Annotated in this window: 27 protein-coding genes; 19 read left to right on the top strand and 8 right to left on the bottom strand. The window is 30.4% G+C overall.

Translation table 11 applies throughout. The features are described from left to right. Positions 1-221, bottom strand: a 221-nt coding sequence (locus ACVC2P_RS03635) for a hypothetical protein (protein WP_452597128.1), incomplete at its 3' end; no start/stop codon positions are given. A gap of 243 nt (positions 222-464) precedes the next feature. Between ACVC2P_RS03635 and ACVC2P_RS03630 the strand changes: the two genes are divergently transcribed. The 17 genes from ACVC2P_RS03630 to ACVC2P_RS03550 all read left to right on the top strand — a co-directional run bounded on the left by ACVC2P_RS03630 (position 465) and on the right by ACVC2P_RS03550 (position 11,172). Continuing rightward, positions 465-1,661, top strand: coding sequence for a type IV secretory system conjugative DNA transfer family protein (locus tag ACVC2P_RS03630; RefSeq protein ID WP_452597127.1), 1,197 nt, complete (start codon positions 465-467; stop codon positions 1,659-1,661). 55 nt (positions 1,662-1,716) lie between these two features. After that, the gene (locus ACVC2P_RS03625; RefSeq protein ID WP_452597126.1) at positions 1,717-2,181 is read left to right on the top strand and encodes a JAB domain-containing protein; all 465 of its coding nucleotides are present in this window, start codon (positions 1,717-1,719) and stop codon (positions 2,179-2,181) included. A gap of 17 nt (positions 2,182-2,198) precedes the next feature. Then, positions 2,199-2,987 (top strand): DNA adenine methylase, encoded by a 789-nt coding sequence (locus ACVC2P_RS03620; protein ID WP_452597125.1) that lies wholly within the window; start codon positions 2,199-2,201, stop codon positions 2,985-2,987. Between the two features lie 26 nt (positions 2,988-3,013). Then, a complete protein-coding gene (locus tag ACVC2P_RS03615) occupies positions 3,014-3,373 on the top strand; it encodes a hypothetical protein (protein ID WP_452597124.1) in 360 nt (119 codons plus the stop codon). Between the two features lies 1 nt (position 3,374). Then, entirely contained in the window at positions 3,375-3,578 is a 204-nt protein-coding gene (locus ACVC2P_RS03610) for a hypothetical protein (protein ID WP_452597123.1), read from the top strand. 23 nt (positions 3,579-3,601) lie between these two features. Beyond that, positions 3,602-4,246 carry a hypothetical protein gene (locus tag ACVC2P_RS03605; protein WP_452597122.1) on the top strand — a complete coding sequence of 215 codons (645 nt, stop codon included), beginning with the start codon at positions 3,602-3,604 and terminating at the stop codon, positions 4,244-4,246. Then, positions 4,236-4,670: a hypothetical protein gene (locus ACVC2P_RS03600; RefSeq protein WP_452597121.1), complete on the top strand. Its 435-nt coding sequence runs from the start codon at positions 4,236-4,238 to the stop codon at positions 4,668-4,670. The genes ACVC2P_RS03605 and ACVC2P_RS03600 overlap by 11 nt, the downstream gene beginning before the upstream one ends. 350 nt (positions 4,671-5,020) lie before the next feature. Further along, entirely contained in the window at positions 5,021-5,500 is a 480-nt protein-coding gene (locus ACVC2P_RS03595) for a hypothetical protein (protein WP_452597120.1), read from the top strand. Next, positions 5,497-5,961, top strand: coding sequence for a hypothetical protein (locus ACVC2P_RS03590; protein ID WP_452597119.1), 465 nt, complete (start codon positions 5,497-5,499; stop codon positions 5,959-5,961). Before ACVC2P_RS03595 ends, ACVC2P_RS03590 begins: the two co-directional genes overlap by 4 nt. A gap of 122 nt (positions 5,962-6,083) precedes the next feature. Further along, the gene (locus ACVC2P_RS03585; RefSeq protein WP_452597118.1) at positions 6,084-6,287 is read left to right on the top strand and encodes a hypothetical protein; all 204 of its coding nucleotides are present in this window, start codon (positions 6,084-6,086) and stop codon (positions 6,285-6,287) included. 3 nt (positions 6,288-6,290) lie between these two features. Then, entirely contained in the window at positions 6,291-6,494 is a 204-nt protein-coding gene (locus ACVC2P_RS03580; RefSeq protein WP_452597117.1) for a hypothetical protein, read from the top strand. A 1-nt stretch (position 6,495) separates the two neighbouring features. After that, positions 6,496-7,428 (top strand): ATP-grasp domain-containing protein, encoded by a 933-nt coding sequence (locus ACVC2P_RS03575; protein ID WP_452597116.1) that lies wholly within the window; start codon positions 6,496-6,498, stop codon positions 7,426-7,428. Further along, the gene (locus tag ACVC2P_RS03570; protein ID WP_452597115.1) at positions 7,421-8,188 is read left to right on the top strand and encodes a hypothetical protein; all 768 of its coding nucleotides are present in this window, start codon (positions 7,421-7,423) and stop codon (positions 8,186-8,188) included. The genes ACVC2P_RS03575 and ACVC2P_RS03570 overlap by 8 nt, the downstream gene beginning before the upstream one ends. Before the next feature lie 169 nt (positions 8,189-8,357). Further along, positions 8,358-8,804: a hypothetical protein gene (locus ACVC2P_RS03565; RefSeq protein WP_452597114.1), complete on the top strand. Its 447-nt coding sequence runs from the start codon at positions 8,358-8,360 to the stop codon at positions 8,802-8,804. A 234-nt stretch (positions 8,805-9,038) separates the two neighbouring features. After that, positions 9,039-9,584 (top strand): DUF7010 family protein, encoded by a 546-nt coding sequence (locus tag ACVC2P_RS03560; protein WP_452597113.1) that lies wholly within the window; start codon positions 9,039-9,041, stop codon positions 9,582-9,584. Between the two features lie 163 nt (positions 9,585-9,747). Next, positions 9,748-10,551 (top strand): hypothetical protein, encoded by an 804-nt coding sequence (locus ACVC2P_RS03555; RefSeq protein ID WP_452597112.1) that lies wholly within the window; start codon positions 9,748-9,750, stop codon positions 10,549-10,551. 372 nt (positions 10,552-10,923) lie between these two features. Next, positions 10,924-11,172: a hypothetical protein gene (locus ACVC2P_RS03550; RefSeq protein WP_452597111.1), complete on the top strand. Its 249-nt coding sequence runs from the start codon at positions 10,924-10,926 to the stop codon at positions 11,170-11,172. Here the strand turns inward: ACVC2P_RS03550 and ACVC2P_RS03545 are convergent. The 5 genes from ACVC2P_RS03545 to ACVC2P_RS03525 all read right to left on the bottom strand — a co-directional run bounded on the left by ACVC2P_RS03545 (position 11,150) and on the right by ACVC2P_RS03525 (position 15,082). Next, positions 11,150-11,398, bottom strand: coding sequence for a hypothetical protein (locus ACVC2P_RS03545; RefSeq protein WP_452597110.1), 249 nt, complete (start codon positions 11,396-11,398; stop codon positions 11,150-11,152). The genes ACVC2P_RS03550 and ACVC2P_RS03545 overlap by 23 nt on opposite strands. Before the next feature lie 92 nt (positions 11,399-11,490). Then, positions 11,491-12,057, bottom strand: a complete 567-nt coding sequence (locus tag ACVC2P_RS03540) for a DUF6705 family protein (protein WP_452597109.1) — start codon at positions 12,055-12,057, stop codon at positions 11,491-11,493. A gap of 4 nt (positions 12,058-12,061) precedes the next feature. Further along, positions 12,062-13,627 (bottom strand): hypothetical protein, encoded by a 1,566-nt coding sequence (locus tag ACVC2P_RS03535; RefSeq protein WP_452597108.1) that lies wholly within the window; start codon positions 13,625-13,627, stop codon positions 12,062-12,064. 347 nt (positions 13,628-13,974) lie between these two features. Beyond that, positions 13,975-14,397 carry a hypothetical protein gene (locus ACVC2P_RS03530; RefSeq protein WP_452597107.1) on the bottom strand — a complete coding sequence of 141 codons (423 nt, stop codon included), beginning with the start codon at positions 14,395-14,397 and terminating at the stop codon, positions 13,975-13,977. A 157-nt stretch (positions 14,398-14,554) separates the two neighbouring features. Further along, positions 14,555-15,082 carry a hypothetical protein gene (locus ACVC2P_RS03525; protein ID WP_452597106.1) on the bottom strand — a complete coding sequence of 176 codons (528 nt, stop codon included), beginning with the start codon at positions 15,080-15,082 and terminating at the stop codon, positions 14,555-14,557. Between the two features lie 385 nt (positions 15,083-15,467). Here ACVC2P_RS03525 and ACVC2P_RS03520 point away from each other — a divergent pair, with 385 nt between their 5' ends. Together ACVC2P_RS03520 and ACVC2P_RS03515 are read left to right on the top strand one after the other, a co-directional pair. Beyond that, a complete protein-coding gene (locus tag ACVC2P_RS03520; protein WP_452597105.1) occupies positions 15,468-15,689 on the top strand; it encodes a helix-turn-helix domain-containing protein in 222 nt (73 codons plus the stop codon). Positions 15,690-16,098: 409 nt separating this feature from the next. Then, positions 16,099-16,554: a hypothetical protein gene (locus ACVC2P_RS03515; protein WP_452597104.1), complete on the top strand. Its 456-nt coding sequence runs from the start codon at positions 16,099-16,101 to the stop codon at positions 16,552-16,554. Positions 16,555-16,568: 14 nt separating this feature from the next. Here the strand turns inward: ACVC2P_RS03515 and ACVC2P_RS03510 are convergent, their stop codons facing one another. Then, positions 16,569-16,967 carry a LytTR family transcriptional regulator DNA-binding domain-containing protein gene (locus tag ACVC2P_RS03510; RefSeq protein ID WP_452597103.1) on the bottom strand — a complete coding sequence of 133 codons (399 nt, stop codon included), beginning with the start codon at positions 16,965-16,967 and terminating at the stop codon, positions 16,569-16,571. 36 nt (positions 16,968-17,003) lie between these two features. Continuing rightward, positions 17,004-17,390 carry a hypothetical protein gene (locus ACVC2P_RS03505; protein WP_452597102.1) on the bottom strand — a complete coding sequence of 129 codons (387 nt, stop codon included), beginning with the start codon at positions 17,388-17,390 and terminating at the stop codon, positions 17,004-17,006. Positions 17,391-17,943 lie beyond the last annotated feature (553 nt).

Genomic DNA, 17,943 nt, shown 5'->3' with positions numbered 1-17,943 from the left:
CTATTGGATAAACGTTTAAATAGTTCAGAAAATATTTGAGGGTGTATATCCTTGATTGTGGTAATTTCAGGTAGTATTTTTCTAAATGTTCTAAATACTTCTTTATAACTTTTAATTGTTTGAATACTTAATTGTTTTCCATATTGGCAGTCATCTATATACTTTTCGAAGACTAAATCAATTTCATCATACCTTTGTAGCGTTTTTTTATGAGGGAACATTATATAAAGACTACTAGCTTTGAGTAGTTTTTTTATAGATAGCCTATTTTGTATAATCTCTGGTTAGAAGAAATTAGGAAAATGTTGTTAAAATAATAACCTCTTTTGTACTGTTTACAAAATCTGATGACGATTTACGCTACTTAAGCGTTAAACAAAACACAATCTTAATTTGATTGTGTTTTGTATTTCAAAAACGGATATCTATTCTATCTATACCTCTCACGCTACACTCATACTACTATGCAGTATTTCAATCCATACGTTTCATATTTTGCCCGCGCCAATTTTAGAAACGATAAACGACTTGTTGGCTTGTATCAACATGACCGTATTAATGGGGCAATGTATCTTTTGGGTCGCACAGGTTCTGGAAAGTCCAACGTAATGAAAGTACTCCTGTACCAAGACATCATCCATAATAGAGGCGCTTGTCTTATGGACGTATCTGGGCAACTTGTACAAGAGATACAAGAGATAATTCCAAAGCAAAGGCAAAAGGATGTTGTACTACTCGATGCTACAAATCACGATATTTCAATTGGATATAATCCTTTGCGGAAAACAGCAGAAAAATATCACGCAGTCGTTACTTCTAGTATTTTAGATACCTTTAAAAAGTTATGGGGAGAACAAGGCTGGGGTGTACGGGTTGAATATCTTACACGCAATGTTTTGTTATCACTCCTAGTACAAAAGCAGCCAGTTAGTTTCGCTGATATTCCTAAAATACTTCTTGATGATACATACAGAGACTACTGTGTACAAAATATAGAAAACAAAGACCTCCTGCGGTTTTGGAAACAGGAATTTTCTCGCCTCTCTAAATCAGATATTCTCCCTCTTTTGAATAAAGTATCAGGGTTTTTATCCATCCCTATCTTGCGTAAAATCTTTGTTGAAAATACACAGCAAATTTCATTACGTCAGATTATGGATAATAAAAAGATACTCCTTGTAAATATTGCAAAAGGAAGTATCGGAAGTGATGGAGGGCATTTACTCGCTTCCCTCTTGCTTGGCGGTATGGCTTCCGCAGGATTTACCCGCATTGACACAGAAGAACAAAAGCGTGTTCCCTTTATTATCTATCTTGATGAGTTTCATAATTATACAACTGATAATCTGATATTTATGATTTCTGAATTACGGAAATTTAAAATCGGATACGTTCTAGCACATCAATATCTCGGACAATTACAGGCTAAAATTCGAGATGCCGTACTAGGAAATGTTGGAAGTATTATTGTCTTTACTCTTGGAACGGATGCAAAAATTATGGAGCGTATTTTTTATCCTATTTTCTCTGCTCATGATTTTATCAACCTTGGTAAATATCAAGTCTACATCAAACTCCTTATCAATGGTCGTGTATCACAAGCTTTCTCTGCATCAACACTTAGCTTACATGATATTGGTTACAAAAAAGGTTATGTATAACAATAGTCTGTGTTTGTTCATACTACTAAGGAATTTGAACCTTAAATAAATAATTATGAACAAAAGCAAAACAGAAAAGCCTGTTTACGAAATCGAAATCTATTACAAACGACCAATTTTTGATATAACCAGAAAAATCAATCGCTCTCAAGACATTGAGAACATTATACGAAAGTATATGAATCCTCAACAAATGGATTACAATGAGACTTTCATTACACTTTTTGTTTCAAATGCAAATCAACTCTTACATATCAGCAGTATTGCTTGCGGAACCGTTAGAGGCGCATGTGTTGATGTAAAACAGATAGTACAACTCGCTTTAAAGACTCATGCATCAGCAATTATCATTGCTCATAATCATCCAAGCGGAACACTGAAAGCTTCTTTTGCAGATATCCAATTAACCAAGAAGGTTAAAAATGCCCTTGATTACTTTGGAATTACCTTACTCGACCACATCATTATCACCTCTGAAAGTTACCTTTCATTTGCTGATGATCACATAACTCCTTTTTAGGAATCTTTACTCTATCTATGCCCAAACACCCTGTTAGCTATTACGGAGGAAAGAGCTCTATGCTTAATCATATTCTCCCCCTTATCCCAGAACACAAAATATATACCGAAGCCTTTTTTGGCGGTGGTGCGGTCTTCTTTGCCAAAGAACCCACGCAGTCTGAAACGATTAATGACACCAACAATATGGTTATTAATTTCTATGAAATAGTAAAAACAGATTTTGACGCCTTAAAGCAAAAAATTGAAGCTACTCCCTTTGCCAGAAAAACCTACATGAAAGCCAAATTTATTTATGACGTACCGAATATCTATGACAAGGTATATCAAGCTTGGGCATTCTATATAGCCTTTGTGATGGGCTTCTCTCACAAGGTGGGGGCATGGGGCTATGATAAGTACGGACTACGGTGTAAATCTTTTCTCAATCGTAAACTAACCTTTAATACTGACATTGCCTCACGTTTAGAGCGAGCGCAGATTGAAAATAATGATGCAAACAAAGTAATCCAAAGTAGAGACGCTGATGATGCCTTTCACTATGTAGATCCGCCATATATAAACACCGACCAAGGAAGCTATAGCGGATATACAGAAGCTGATTACAAGCGGCTTTTAGACACCCTCATGGGCATAAAAGGAAAGTTTCTGTTAAGTTCCTATCCCTCTGAAATTTTGAACGAATACATCGCTAAAAATGGCTGGTACACAAAAGAATTTAACAAACCTCTCTCTGCCAGCAAACCTAAAAATGGCGAAAAACGAAAACGGAAAATAGAAGTCTTAACGGCTAATTATCCAATCTAAAACAAACAATTAAATATTTAATATCAATGAAGAAACAAATTAATAAGACAGTACGTCTTTTTGATATACCTGTTAATGTCAATGCCTATATCGTCATCGGCATATTTAGACACCAAGCCGAGCTTGATGGCTGGAGTGAACAAGAAATTAATATTGTTTTGAAGGAAGCACAAAGCCAAAACTTTCATCACTTCCTTCAAACAATTCTTTTGTATTCAGAAGATAAAAATGATACAGAAGTAAATCCTATTAACGTAAGAGAAACACTGTATCAATTAGGCTTACATACTCATTATCTCAATACTAAACCAATTAAAAATTGGGATGAATACGATCATAGTAATTTCCGTTCACTACAAATAAAAGCGGGTAAAATCAAATTCTAATATGCAAGAACACTACAAAGTCTATGTCCTGTTTGATATAACAGTTGCTAAATCTCGGAAATACAAAGCAAAGCCAAAATCATCTGATTTTGATACTAAGGAAGAAGCAATAACTGAAAGAGATTCACTCTACAAACAAGGAGTGTATAAACATGGAACACTCAAAGTAATGATGCTTTGGAGAAGCAAAAAACAAACGAAATAATTAACCTTTAAAATTAAATACTTATGAAAAATACAAACATTGTAACAACACTTATTGACAACGTAAAAAAAGACCAAGAACTTCTTAAAGCAGTAGATGCAAAAATTGACACTATCAAAGAAGAAAAATCTACCATTACAGATCGATTAAAAGAATACCGAAAAGATATGAGTGTATTAATAAAGTACGCAAATGATGAACAAATAGCAGAACTCAAAGGACTTGGTTTTGAAATTACGGAATCTTCTCAAGGCATTAATGCAGTTGCCTCTCTTGCCTTTGATATTATTTTAAAAGCAAAGGATAACCAGATGACTAACCTTGAACACTATGAGGCATACAAAGCAACATTTAAAAATCCAGATGATGCATTTAGTTACACTGAATTTAATATTAAATGTCGCTCCCTTTTTAATACACAGAAGTTAATTCGCAAGAAAAGTGATGATCCGAAGTCATCCAAGAACGATATTATTAAATTAAATGAAAGCTTGATACAAAAAGACGAAAAGCAAGAGGATAAATCAGAACCTAGTAAAAAGCCTGTAGATGTAAAATCTTCTAAAAAAGATAGTGCTCCTGTTGTTGAAAACAAAGAAAAAACTCAACACAAACAAGATCCTCAAGCTAAAACAAAAGCAAATCAAAAAATAACAGATGAAAAATAACAGTTATGTAAATGTATTTGATTCCCAAGAGAAAGCCATACATCAAGCGCTATGGTTAAATTTTAAATACCGTATTACAAATTCACAATATGGAATTATTACCTGTCCTAATGGGAGGTATAAAGTGGTTGATGCAAACCTATCAGAAGTTATGAAAAACTTTTTTTTAGATAATGTACCAACAGATTATTCCGAGATGTCATTTGATGATATTCGTCATTTACGTATGGATATAAATCCTTTGCCTCATCTTGAAGAGTTATTTGGCATCTTCTCTATCGTTAATGGTGAGATATTACGCTTTATGCTACACACAAAAATCCCTCTTGAGAAGCTTATTCGTTTTGAACTAGCTTCTCGAGGACATGATGAAAATCATAATTGGTGTGGTTATGAAAAAGCAGCCGAAATATGGTTACAATAATTTAATACCTTAAAAACTCATGACAAATGTTATGAGTTTTTTTATCATGTAGATATGACACTCTACGAATTTAATATGTTAGATACATTTGATAAAAGCTCCAAACAGTATAAGATCGCGGTATTTTCATAGATTCTTTTGTAAAACCAAACATAAGATATACCACCTAATACTATTATTTTGGTTAATAAAATAACATTCGCTTTACGATATTTGATTATCTCATTAAACATACGTAAATTGTTTATATTTCATACTTTTCCGTATGGAAAGAAAGTTTGGATATACGCCATAATTAAAGTAATGATAAACGCAATGCGTATATTTGGATGTTAGACACAATATAACGAATGGAAATAGTCGTAATCAAAGAATTTTTTATTTACCTCTTCTCTGTGGTGACTTGCTTAGGGGTCCCGATTCTTATATATCTGACTTACAAAAACAACCAAGAAGAAATTGACTTGATTAAAGAATTTGTAGATACAGATTTGTTAAGTCAAGTAAACGAATATAAGAATGAAAAAACAGGTGTTAATAAATCTCTTAAAGAGTATTTTGAATCCTTACATTACGAAGTTGTAGGCCAAAACTTAGAACAAGCAGAAGTCCGATTACAACAATTACAAAATTTGCAAATAACAATTAATAAATATCGAACGAATGCAGATAAAACAATTATTAAAATATCAGATAATTATAGTTCTGAAAATGAAAATATTTTGCACTTAATGTCCGCAATTAAATTTCGAGATACACTTAACACCATTAGTGAAAAGATTAATGATTTAATTGTAATTGAAACTCAGCAAAAAAAGAATTTATCATGAATTTTAGTCAAGATTTTGCACTCTTCGTGACGTCAATTTCGGCAATTGGAATTTCTTATCTCATTACTTTAGTATGGAAATTCCACAAATCTAGAGTTGATAAGCTTAAACTAATGACATTTAAAAATGTTGATGGTGAATTAGAGTCCTTTGAAAGATTGGTTGAGAAAATGAATTCCCAAATTAAGTTAAAGATTAAAGAACTAGAAGAGAAAAAAGCATCAAAAGAAAATTCAGAATTAATTGAGAAGAAAGTAAAATTGCTAAATGAAATAATTGAATCTGGCACACATCTATTTTATGTTTCTGGAACTAAGAATAAATCATTTATCAATAAATTACAAAGAGATATTAAAAATCTGGCAGGAAAAGAAACAAGCAGTATTAAATCGCAATTTGAAAAACTTGTCAGAGAAATTAAAAATAAAGATACTGTGTCTAACAACGTATATAAAAAATAGCGGTTTAGTCGCTTAAACGAAACAAAATGAACAAAATAAAGGTCAGTTATAAACCGAAAAGTTAATGTGCGAAAATCCGCTACTTTTCATATACAAGACCGTTAGCCATAATTAAGACCAAAATGAAACATATACTTTTAAATCGAGCATTTACTTACAAAAAAAGAAAGGATATAAAACCTCCTAACAAGTACAAATACAACTTTTTATTAGGTGCTTGGATTAACAAAGTAGATAACAGTTTGTTAATTTTAGCGAATGATTTCAAAGCTCAGGCAACAAAGAAATTAGATATAGAAACAGGTGAGGATAATAAAGGACAATAGATTATGAAACACATTTTACTCCAAAAAGCGTTAAGGTATAAAAAAAGAAAAAAAATAGAAGCTCCAAAAAATTTCATGTTTGACAGTTTATTAGGAGCTTGGATTAATAAAATTGACCAAAGTCTATTGATAAAATCTGAAAATTTCCCAGCACTTGGAACAAAAAAAGAGGATATAGAAACAGGAGAAGACCAAAAAGGTGAATAAAATGATATATCCTAAAGTTCTTCTTATTTCAAATCGTTATGATTTTTCAACAGATTTTGTTGCTGTTGAGTTAGATAAACAAAATATCGAGTATATCAGAATTAATCGAGATGAATTAAAAGATTATTCAATAGAATTCAATCCTATTATCCCTGAAACTGTTGGTAAATACAAAAATTATTCATTTACAATATCTGTAAAGTATTTAAAGGCTATATATTATCGCGCTCCTACTTTTTTAAGAGACATATTTCAAGAGGGACTGACGGAAGATGAACAATTAATTAGAACTCAATGGACTGCATTTGTACGTTCTTTATGTGTCTTTGAATCCGTAAAATGGTTTAACAATCCGGCTGATATTTATAAAGCCGAAATAAAACCATACCAGTTGTACCTTGCGAATAAATTAGGAATAAAAGTTCCTAAAAGTATCATTTCAAATAAATCTTTAAATATCGGTTACGAATATCAAGCAATTAAATCAATAGATACTGCCATTGTCAGCAAAGGGAATGAAGAAGGGTTTGTCTACACCGAAATTTACAAACAAAATGAAATTGAAGAAATTAAATATTCATCTCCTTTCTTTAACCAACAAGGTTTAGTGCCTAAAATTGATATAAGAGTAACTGTAGTAGAAGAAAATGTTGTTGCAATAAAAATATCTAGTGATAACAGAATAGATGAGGATTGGAGACGATATAAAAATGAATTAAAATATACAGTTTTTGAATTACCAAAAAACATTAAAAAATTCTGTATAGAATATACAAAAAAACTCAATTTAAATTTTGGAGCAATAGATTTAATACTTCATAATGATGAGTATTATTTCATTGAAATAAATCCAACAGGAGAATGGTCTTGGCTTCAACAAAACACTGGATTTAAATTTGATTCTTTAATTGTTAACTCCTTAAAAAATGAGTGATTTTTTATCTTTTTTACAACAACAGATTTTTCCTGGGTTTTATGCTTCTTATGTAAATAAAATCATCTCTAAGAATTACAAATCTCAAGAAGATTTTGATATAGATATTTCAGCTATCGCAAAAGGTCAAGAAGATGAATATATTAAACAAATAAAAATTGATTTAGAAAATCAACTTGATAGAAAAAAAAGAATTGAGGATAAAGCAAAATCTCTACTATTTATAATTGCTGTTGCTATTACAGCTATTACTTTTTCATTAAATTATCTTAATTCACTTACTATTGATATTTATCAAACTATTTCAATAAGCATTGTCTTTTTAAGCATTATTTATTTAGTAATCGGAGCAATTCGTGCTTTACAATCTTTAAACATTAGACAATTCAATATAATTCAAGCAGAAGTAAGCAAGAAGGATAATAAATTTATTTTAAAGGCAAACAAAAAAGATACTGATTATTTAAAAGATATTATTAGGAGTAAACAACTAAATGACTTAATTAATATTCGATTATCAAATTACACCTACGCATCTTTTAATTTAATTAGAAACGGTATTATATTATTTGTCTTATTTTTTATCACAACAATAAGCTTTTCTTATTTATCAAAAAGAGAAAAAAAGACAGGAGTTCACAAAGTAGAAAGAGAAATTAATGTAAAAATTAATGATTCAGTAAATGTTACTATACCCTATGAATTCGAAATTAAATATGACGTTAAAAATTTAGAGTTAGACACTGAAAAAGAAGAATAACTATGGCTAACAATGTATAAAAATAATAACGGTTTTATGGCTAAATCGAAAGTATATAATTATAACAAAGGTCTGTGTTTAATTGAAAAATTAGTGAGTAAAAACCCGCTACTATTCTTATACTAGACCGTTGTGTGCAAGCTGAAAAAAATCGAAATAAATCAAAACTATGATAACAAAATATTACTCTGGAAATCATTCATTAACACTTGGACAACCATTTGTTCTTATTTCAGCAGATGAGCAGGAAAAAGAATTCTATGCAGAAAAATTCATAGTCTTTGAATCGTATGACGGAATTACACTTATAGCGAATTCCGTTAATTATCCCAAAGTTGATGGACAAAACTTAAATGAATTCATAAAATCGGAACTCGAAATTACTAAAGACGATATTATTCATAAAATAATCTATGCGAAATTTGAAAAGCAACTTGAAAGATTAAATTATGATTTTAAAATAGATTTAATTGAATCTGACTCTGGAATTTTAAGTCTTTTAAGGAATAAGTTTCCTGAAGAATTGAATTCAATAAAAAATAAAACATCTGACCCTGAATTAATAAGATTAATAAAAATGTATCAGTCGTTTCGGATTTTTAGAACAGATTTATAATAAACCATAAAAGCCTGCACACAACAATGTATAACCGCAATTACGGCGGATTCGACTACGTCCGAATCCACTCGGAATTGCTAACGTCAGTTCTAAACCGAAAATTAACGCATATTAACCCGTAACTGACGGTTATACGAGACCGTTGTGGTGCATTTAAAAACATTCGCGAAAACACTGAGATTCACAACAAAATTATAAAACCTATAAGAAAAAAACGGACTGAATTAACTAATGAACAACAGAACACTTGAACAACAGCGGATTGAATTTATCAATCAAAAATTTCTTGCTACACCATTAGCTGGACTGATTATTTGGACTATAATTGGATTAATCGGAATCTTTTTCTCGGACTTTGTAGCAGTTTGGTCAATTTTTATTGGAACTGGAAGTATTGTATATCTAGGTCTATTCCTCTCAAAATTTACAGGTGAAAATTTCCTAGATAAAAGTAAACCGAAAAACGAATTCGATACTCTTTTTCTTTTTACTGCTGGACAAGCGATTCTCGTATATTCAATTGCAATACCATTTTTCTTAGTTGACTATTCTTCTCTTCCAATGACTGTGGGAATTCTGACTGGATTAATGTGGCTACCATTTTCTTGGATTATAAAACATTGGGTTGGAATTTTTCATACATCGATTAGAATAATTACAGTTCTAACTCTTTGGTATCTCTTACCCGAATATAGATTTATAGCTATTCCGTTTGCAATCGTTTTGATTTATATTATTACTTTAATCATCTTAAAAAACAGAAACAAAACTGAATAAAAACGACACCACAACAATGGCTATAAGTAATTGCTTGTTCTCGCCTACTTTGGAAATTCCTGCGGAATTTACAACTTGGTGTGTACTTGCAAAGTTCAGTGCTAACTCACGCAACTACTCATAGCCGAGACCGTTGTGGTGAATTAAATGAATCGATAAAAGAATGAGGTCTAAAGATAAAATAGATTTAATCATTTGTAAGACTGACTTTAAGCAAACAAAGAGTGTATTTGATGATGGATTTTATGATAATTCATTTGCTCAAAGTAAAAAAGCTATAGGTGAGCTTAGATTTCCATCTGTAGATAATGGGAGATATGAAAGTGAACACCCCATAATGAACTCTTATGGAGAAACTATCGGATCTCTTTCAGGTGCAAGATACTCACTAGGTTATACTTACAGTTGTGTTTATGTTGAAGGTTGTTTTTGGATAGCTCATGAGAGATTTAACAGGGGAGGGTGTTATGTGTCTTTAATTGAAGATGCTGGAAAATTCTTTTTTTCTAAAAAGAGAAATTTTAAAGTTATAGAAAGCTTCTCATTAGATGGAGATTGGGCAGAATTTTCTAAGGCTTTCAAACTGATTGATAATGGAAAATTCCTCATATACGTAACCAGTATTGGTTTTTGTCTATTCAATACCAAAAATAGAACCATCAAGTCAAAAGTACATTTTACTCGTTTTTTAAGTCCCTCTAGTTTCAATTTCTCAATTTCACCAAACAAGAATTTGTTTGCAGTCATAGCAAGTACAATGAGAGGACAAAAAGATCCAATAGACAATGAATATAAATACGATAATTTCCTTTGGATATATGATCTCAATAACGGAAGTCTTATTGGAGAAATGTTTTCTGAAATCGATAAAAGGATTAAATGGTCTATTCATTTTAATGAAATTGGAGATATTTTAAGAATAAAATCAGATAAATTGGAATATCTTTTGAAATTAAAACCTAAATAAACTCACCACAACATTGGTAACCATTGCACAAGCCTATAATTTCACATAAAATAATTTTCTACAAACCTCTTTTAAGAGGCTTTTGTGCTTTTTAAGACCAAACTAAGTTAAATTTTAGATCCTTTAAAAAGACGCTTATATGCCGTAAAAACAAGAGCTTTTGTTTAATAATAAATTCCAGAATGCTTGCACCACTTTTTACAGTTCTATTTATAAATTTCAAATATTTTTTCAAGTTACATGTTATAGCAGACAAGTGTTTAACCTTATTCACCTATGCTATGCCTCTGATAAATCAGCTGAAATATGGTTACAATAATTTAATACCTTAAAAACTCAAAACAAATATTATGATTTTTTTATCTTGCAGACATGACACTCTACGAATTTAATATGTTAGATACGATAGATGAAAAATTCCAAGCAACTCAAGATTATGGTATTTTCATAGATTCTTTTGTAAAACAAGATATAAGGTATACGACCTATGCTATAGATCGTTTTTTTGTAGAAGTCTATTATGATCGAAAAACTAATAGCATTTCAGACATTCAATCATTTAAACATGGAAGTAATTTAGATAAGTATGCAGTAGGAATTAATTTTGAAGACTATTATTAATACTATCTCGTTGGTTTTTCAAGTATTCATTTTCTTGCTCAAGTAATTGAATATATGTTTTTGCATCTTCATATTTGTCTTTCAGCTTTCCGTAATCGTTAAATAATTTTTCTGCTTCTTTTTCGCAAAATTCTATGTTCTTATTTTTATCATATTTATGAGTATCTGAATTGGAATTATTACAACTGAAAAGTAGGAATAAGAAAATATAAAAGGAGTGTTTCATTCGTTGAAAACTAATTATTTTTTGAGAATAAAAAAGCTGATTAAAAATCATTTTTTCAATCAGCTTTTTAATTATAAATTATAGTATAAATATTATTGACGTGTTAAAACCATATCTGTAGGAATAAAAAATGGCCATGGTTCATCTGGAGTATCCTTTAAATATCTATTATGCCATACTAATTGCTCACAACTTGTATTAGATAAACAAGGAACGTACTCTAAATCCAGATCAGCAACAATTCTATAGGCATTAGGATTTGACTCTCTATAATTTAAATCTATTTTATTAGAATCTACTGAATGTATATCTGAACCAGAAATGTCACTAGTGTTATATGATAATTCATTTAAAGTATTATATATAACATTACCATTATTAATAAACTTTATTTTAGCATATATAAGGTCAAAATAGTAACCACCCCTCTGGTAGTGTGTTAATAAGCTAAAGTTAATTGTAAAACTAATTGTAGCATCATTATAGACCCATGTGCCTAAAAATTTATCTAAATCACCATTTACATCCTTATAGTAATAAGTGACATCTTCCTCTCTATCGATGTGTTGTCCTAATATATTAATAGGTACTATTGTTTCTTGTGCTAATACAGCATTAATACCTAAAACTGTTATTAATAAATATATATATGTTTTCATTTTTCTAAAGTTGATTCCAATTTATATTACCGTTATTATCTACTTCATATTGATAGATGCTTATTCCTAATGGTTGCCCATTTATTTCATAGGTTTTTATAAACTTAATAAAAGCCTTTATAACACAAGCATCATCACATTCATTAGCTTCCCAATCTTTTAAAACTTGTTGATAGAAATCATCTATAAACTGATTATAAATATCAATGTCAGTTTCTAAAGCTTCTAGTGCCGCTAATGCTTTTTCTTTATCACTATTGTTATTTATCACTAAAGCAAATACATTAGCTTCATCATTCGTGCCAGGTTTTAAAGCCACTAATAAAGACGTAACATCATCTACTAATTCTGGATTGTTTTCATCAATATAGTTTAAATTCTCCAAAAATTCTATAATATCTCCATCTGAATAAATAGGACTATTAGGAAGTGGCTCATCACTTGGAGTGCCATCGTTTAGATATTTATATGCCTTAGTTTGATGCATGTGTACCGAGATATTTTCTTTTGGCTCATATGCAGGAAGATATATAGTCTTAGACCCTTGTCTTTGTGATGGTTGTCTTGGAGTTGAATAGTTATTATCTGAAAGCGTTTTAAATCTTGCTCCATCTTCTAAAAATTCACCGCTGACATCACTATTAACGTTATTCGCTAGTTCACCTACTTTATTTGAAATAGTTTCATTTTGAATTAACTGTCTTAAAAATTTCTTTCTTTTTTTAATACCTGCATCAAATATAACAGAAGTAACTACCACTTCATTCTCGCCAATTGGATCAGAAGAGTTTTGATTTCCTCCCCCACCATGGGTGCCAGAACCAGTATCGGTGCCTGTATTTGTATTATCTCCGCCAGGTGGATTACCGCCTCCTGGTGGTCCCCCACCTCCTCCAGAAGTATTACCATCATCTACTATATAGTCAGTACACGTTTCAGTGGATGTTTGCGTAGTCGATTGAAGGTCACAATTAGTCATGGTCGCTACATCATCGCATAACCAATAATTTGTTATTGTTATAACCGTAACACATACTGTAAGAGTAGTTGTTTTGTTAGCTGATGTATCTTCAGTTAGTATTTTAATTTCCCTTGCTCCGCTGAATTCCTCATCTCCCTCCTCGTAATTTTCATCTGGGATATACTTTATTATATATGACTTAGTTTGATTAGTAGAATCAGTTTCAATAATTAAATTCTCAAAAAAAGAATCATCATCATCATTTTCTCTAGAGATTAAAAAAGTATGACTAATCATACCATCCATCTCTACTTGTTTAATAGTTGTAGAATCTATTGAAAATTCTTCCCCTACATAATTAAAAGATTTACTTACTTCATTTCTCTTTTTATCAAGGTACTTTAATTCCCTCATTGTAGGTATAAATTTACTTTCAGCAGAAAACTCTTTAAAACTTTTTGTTATTAATTTAGCTTGGGTTTGTTTTGTTTCGTCTGATGCCTGAATCTCTAAAATATCATCATCTTTCTGGCAATGAGTTAGGAGCAGTGGAATACCTAATAACAGTATTCCTAATCGCACATAGTGCTTGAATTGTTTTCTTACCATATTGGTTATAGGGATTTAAAAATTAATAGTAATAGCTATTGGTTAAATACATAACAACATTAATTTGGTTTTATTGTTATGCAGATACAAAGCTATTGTTTTTTGTTATTGATTCCTAGTACTAAGAGAAGTTAACTTCAACATAATCAGTATTTACTTTTTTATTTTTATTACAGAATATTCTTATACATTTTATTAAGCAGCGAATATGGGAATACTATTATAAGAGAAAAAGAGGGATTCCGTAAAACCCTCTTTTCAATGAGTAAACAAGTCATTATTTACCTTTTTTAGACTATCTAGTTTTTATTACACGTTTATATCTTGTAGATTTAAATAAGATAATCCTACTTTTTCTTTATCCTCCAACCATCATCAAATTTTATAAGAGTCACTTCTTCCTCCCATTCTGCACCTGCACATTCAACTTTTTTATTCCTCCCATATTGATTTCTAAGATCGTGTAATCTGTGATATGGAGTTTTAGTATTCTTCACTGTATAACGTACAATAGCTTCTTTCTCTGTTTGAGAAATGGCAATAACTTCTGATAAGTCAATGCGAGTTATGGGAAAGCCTTTACCGTAGGTATTCATTGATCGTTCAGTAGGTTCTATGTAATAGTCCTTATTTGGATTTGATACAAACCCTGTTTCGCTAAGTTTAACGGTTACTAATCCTTGATCTTCTAAATTTCTAAATGCTTTTAATGCTTCCCTATCCTTTGCTTCATATCTCGTATTAGGATAAAAATAGGCGTGGGTTATCATCTTATGAGTACTGCAATGCCTTGGGAATAATTCTTTAATTACAACTGACGCTTCTTCATTACTTAGCTTGCTAGAGCAGCTAGTGCTTAATAAAATTAATACATTAAGTAAAAGTAATTTTTTCATAACTTCTATTCTTTAACTATTATGACATATATTATTGCCCTACACGTTTACGTTTAGCCTTAATCTGCTTTGAGATTTGCTCCATTTCTCGTGGATCTATCTGGCGTGATAGACTTTCCATAGTTTCGGCATAATATGATTCCAATACCTTAGCAATAGGGTTATAAATTCCAACGTCTTGCAATATTACTGCGTCTGTTAACCTACCTCTTGAACCATCAAAATGCCCAAAACTACTTACAGCAACAGGTTTACGTTCTAAATCGACTGTCTTCTTCCAAAACTTCTCGCCATCAATAGGGTCTGTTGCGGTAATGATGATACGCCCTTTGTGATAAAAAGTACCCGCAAGCTTATAACAGGTCTTACACGCTAATTGTGTTCCAAAACTTGGGTCTACTCGTTTAAAGGTTCCTTGTTCAGTTAACATTTCCACTTCTATTTCAAGGGCAAAGTCAGAATTTAATTTATCTCCATATACCATTTCATCCCTCGTCTTATATGGTCCTTTTATTTTAAAACCATTGGCATTCAAGGTTTCTTCCAAGTCGTCTGCCATATTCCCAACAAAGCTTGAGTAGGGTTCAACAAGATTGTTATCCTCGCCATCAGAGTATACAGGGTCAATGATAGCGATAGAAAGACTCTTATCTGAAATTTGTACTCGCTCTTCAGGGGTATATCCGAACTTAGGATTATACTTTGCTGGAGCGACTTGTTTCACACTTCCGCATCCAAAAAAGAAAAGCAGTGAAAGAGTTAAAGTAAATAGGTAATGTTGTTTTTTCATAATTATTGAATTTTGTTACTCTCTGGCTCTGGAGAGTGTTTGTACCGAGCCAATTGGAGGGTAAATATAAATAAAAAAATTAAAAGCGGACAATATAGTCCGCTTGTTTTTAAATCAAAACTTATAGTTTGCCTAACTATTACGCAAACTTAGCATGACAGTATCAGAAAAAGAATATTTACAAAAGTTAGGTAATCGTATTGTAGAGATTCGAGAAAAAAAGAATCTTAAACAATATGAACTTTCTGACTTACTAGATATTGATGTACGCGTGTTAAGAAGAATAGAAAAAGGTAAAACTAATGTTCAAATATTATTCCTTTTAAAAATAACTAAGGTCTTAGATATTGAACTGAATAGTCTTATTAAACCTTAATATTCTTTATAGATTTTTTTGTACTAAAATCTAAATCTTATATTTAACATCTTCCCAACAAGATATTAAGGATAACCGTAAAAACCAACAAAATATCAGAAACACACATACCCATATAAAATTTATTTGTATTGTGTTTTTGATTTATAAACCCATCAATCATACATTTCTTTTGGTTACTTTACATAGATTATCCATATTCAAAGCTTGAAACAATTTACATATTTTTTAAAAAACACTAAAATTTAGTATTTGAATTTTCTTATTAATTTTTAAAATATTATATTTACTTACCTAAGAATAAGCCTCTTAATTAAGTCCCTAACTTAATTATTGTTGCTATACAATCAATAAGTAAACCTATTACTAAATAAATTATTTAGAATAGACAGCCAACCTAACCTCTATTATGAAGATTGCCCTTATAACAGGACCAAAAAAATCAGGAAAAACTACAACCATTTCACTTCTTTATAGCAAGTTATTCGATAGGGCAAGTGAGCATATTTTATTGAATGGTAACAGTCTTTATATTCCGCTATCAAACTTAGATGAAATTATCAAAAAAAAAGATAATGGAGATTTTCAAGAATTTAAAGCAGAATTTATGCTCAATTCAAAAAAAATTGCATTTATCAGTAAGGTAAATAATGATTTTAAAACCATAATTAATGTACTCAAAGCTCGCAATGTGAAAATTTTATTTTGTTGTATTGAGAGCAACAATATAGAGAAGTTGGCAATGTTGTTACCAGGAAAAAGTAAAATCAACGAATATAAAGTTTCATACATACAAGATGAAAAAGACAAATATATTTGCAAGCAAGGTATTATAAAACAAATGATAGAGGATTATAACTTATGAGACAATTAATGTGTTTAAAACATATATTTTTCTTCTAATTTTCTTTGTAATTTTTGCCTGTACGTCTTATTTACTTTATAAGAACCGACACCATCTAACTCAATACTTCCTAACTTACTATTAGTGCTGTTAATGTAGTCGATGTTGACAACCAAATTTCTTTGAATCATACAAAAAAGATTACTATTTAAAAGTAGCTGTTTAAGACTAGAATCAAAACTATATCTTTTGTCGCCATTAACTAACACAAACACAACACAGTTCTTGTGTTTTTTAGATTTAGTCACATATACAACTTCGGAATACAAGGTTTTATATTTTTTTAATCGCCCTGTTAATATGTCTCCATTATCATCTAAAATTGACGTTTTTCTATAAGCAGTATATAAAAACTCTCCTATTTTATTTCCCATATTTTGTAGCACTAAATAGTTAATGTTTTTATTATTCTATCGTATTATATTTTCAATAATACGAGCTATGTATTTTAGCATTAACCCAGAACTAAACCATGCTATGTCGTAAGCTATAAAAATAAAATTTCCGTAGCTGGCGTGAAAAATAATAGATGTTACTAATGCCAGTACAGGTGCTAAGGAAAGATATTTAGCTCCAGCTTTCTTTATTTGCGACTGATACTCTATAGTTACCGAATAAGCATCTAAAAAGTAACGTAGTAGTTCGAAATAACTAAAACTAAAGTCTATTAAAAAATAAAAATTTAGTAGGTCAGTAAAATAATATACTAATGTGTCTGTAGCTACAAAAACATTAACTATTATAATTGCTTTAACTGCTATTAACAGTGTCTTGTAAAAATTGTTTTCTCGTTTCATATTTTCTAAATTTTAAATGAAAACAGAAAAAAGAAGTCAGTGCGACTACATTAATTTTATACAAAAATGGCATGAAATGTGAAGTATTGGTAGAAAGTATTTTGTATGTCTTGTAAATTATAAGAAAATGTGAAATACTACTACTAGCAAAATTATTTTTGTAATTTTGCGTAAAATTAAAAAAGAGCCTTCCGCCAGAGGTGGAAATTCGGACGGAAAAGCTCATAACTAGTTTTCTTGCATTTTGCATTAAAATTAAATGGTCAGGTGGACTTTCGTCCATCTGGCTTCTTTTTTCATAATGTAAAAATTTATTATTCATTAAGTTGCTGCGCTTGTTACTAGCGACCATAATAGTTCCTAACCTTGAAGAGCTATTTCTGGATTTAGTTTGTATTTTATATCTTTCATTCATTATAAATAATTTTTAATACGTTAACTAATATAATATTATAAGTTTAAAAATAACAATGTAATAGATTAAATGTAATTAATAACGTTTAAAGACATATTTGTTCAGTTAATTTTATAACATCTTCGTTTTAATAATGTT

Source organism: Pontimicrobium sp. MEBiC01747 (assembly GCF_053601635.1).
Note: the sequence above shows the minus strand (reverse complement) of the source record. Positions and strands in the feature narration are given on the sequence as shown.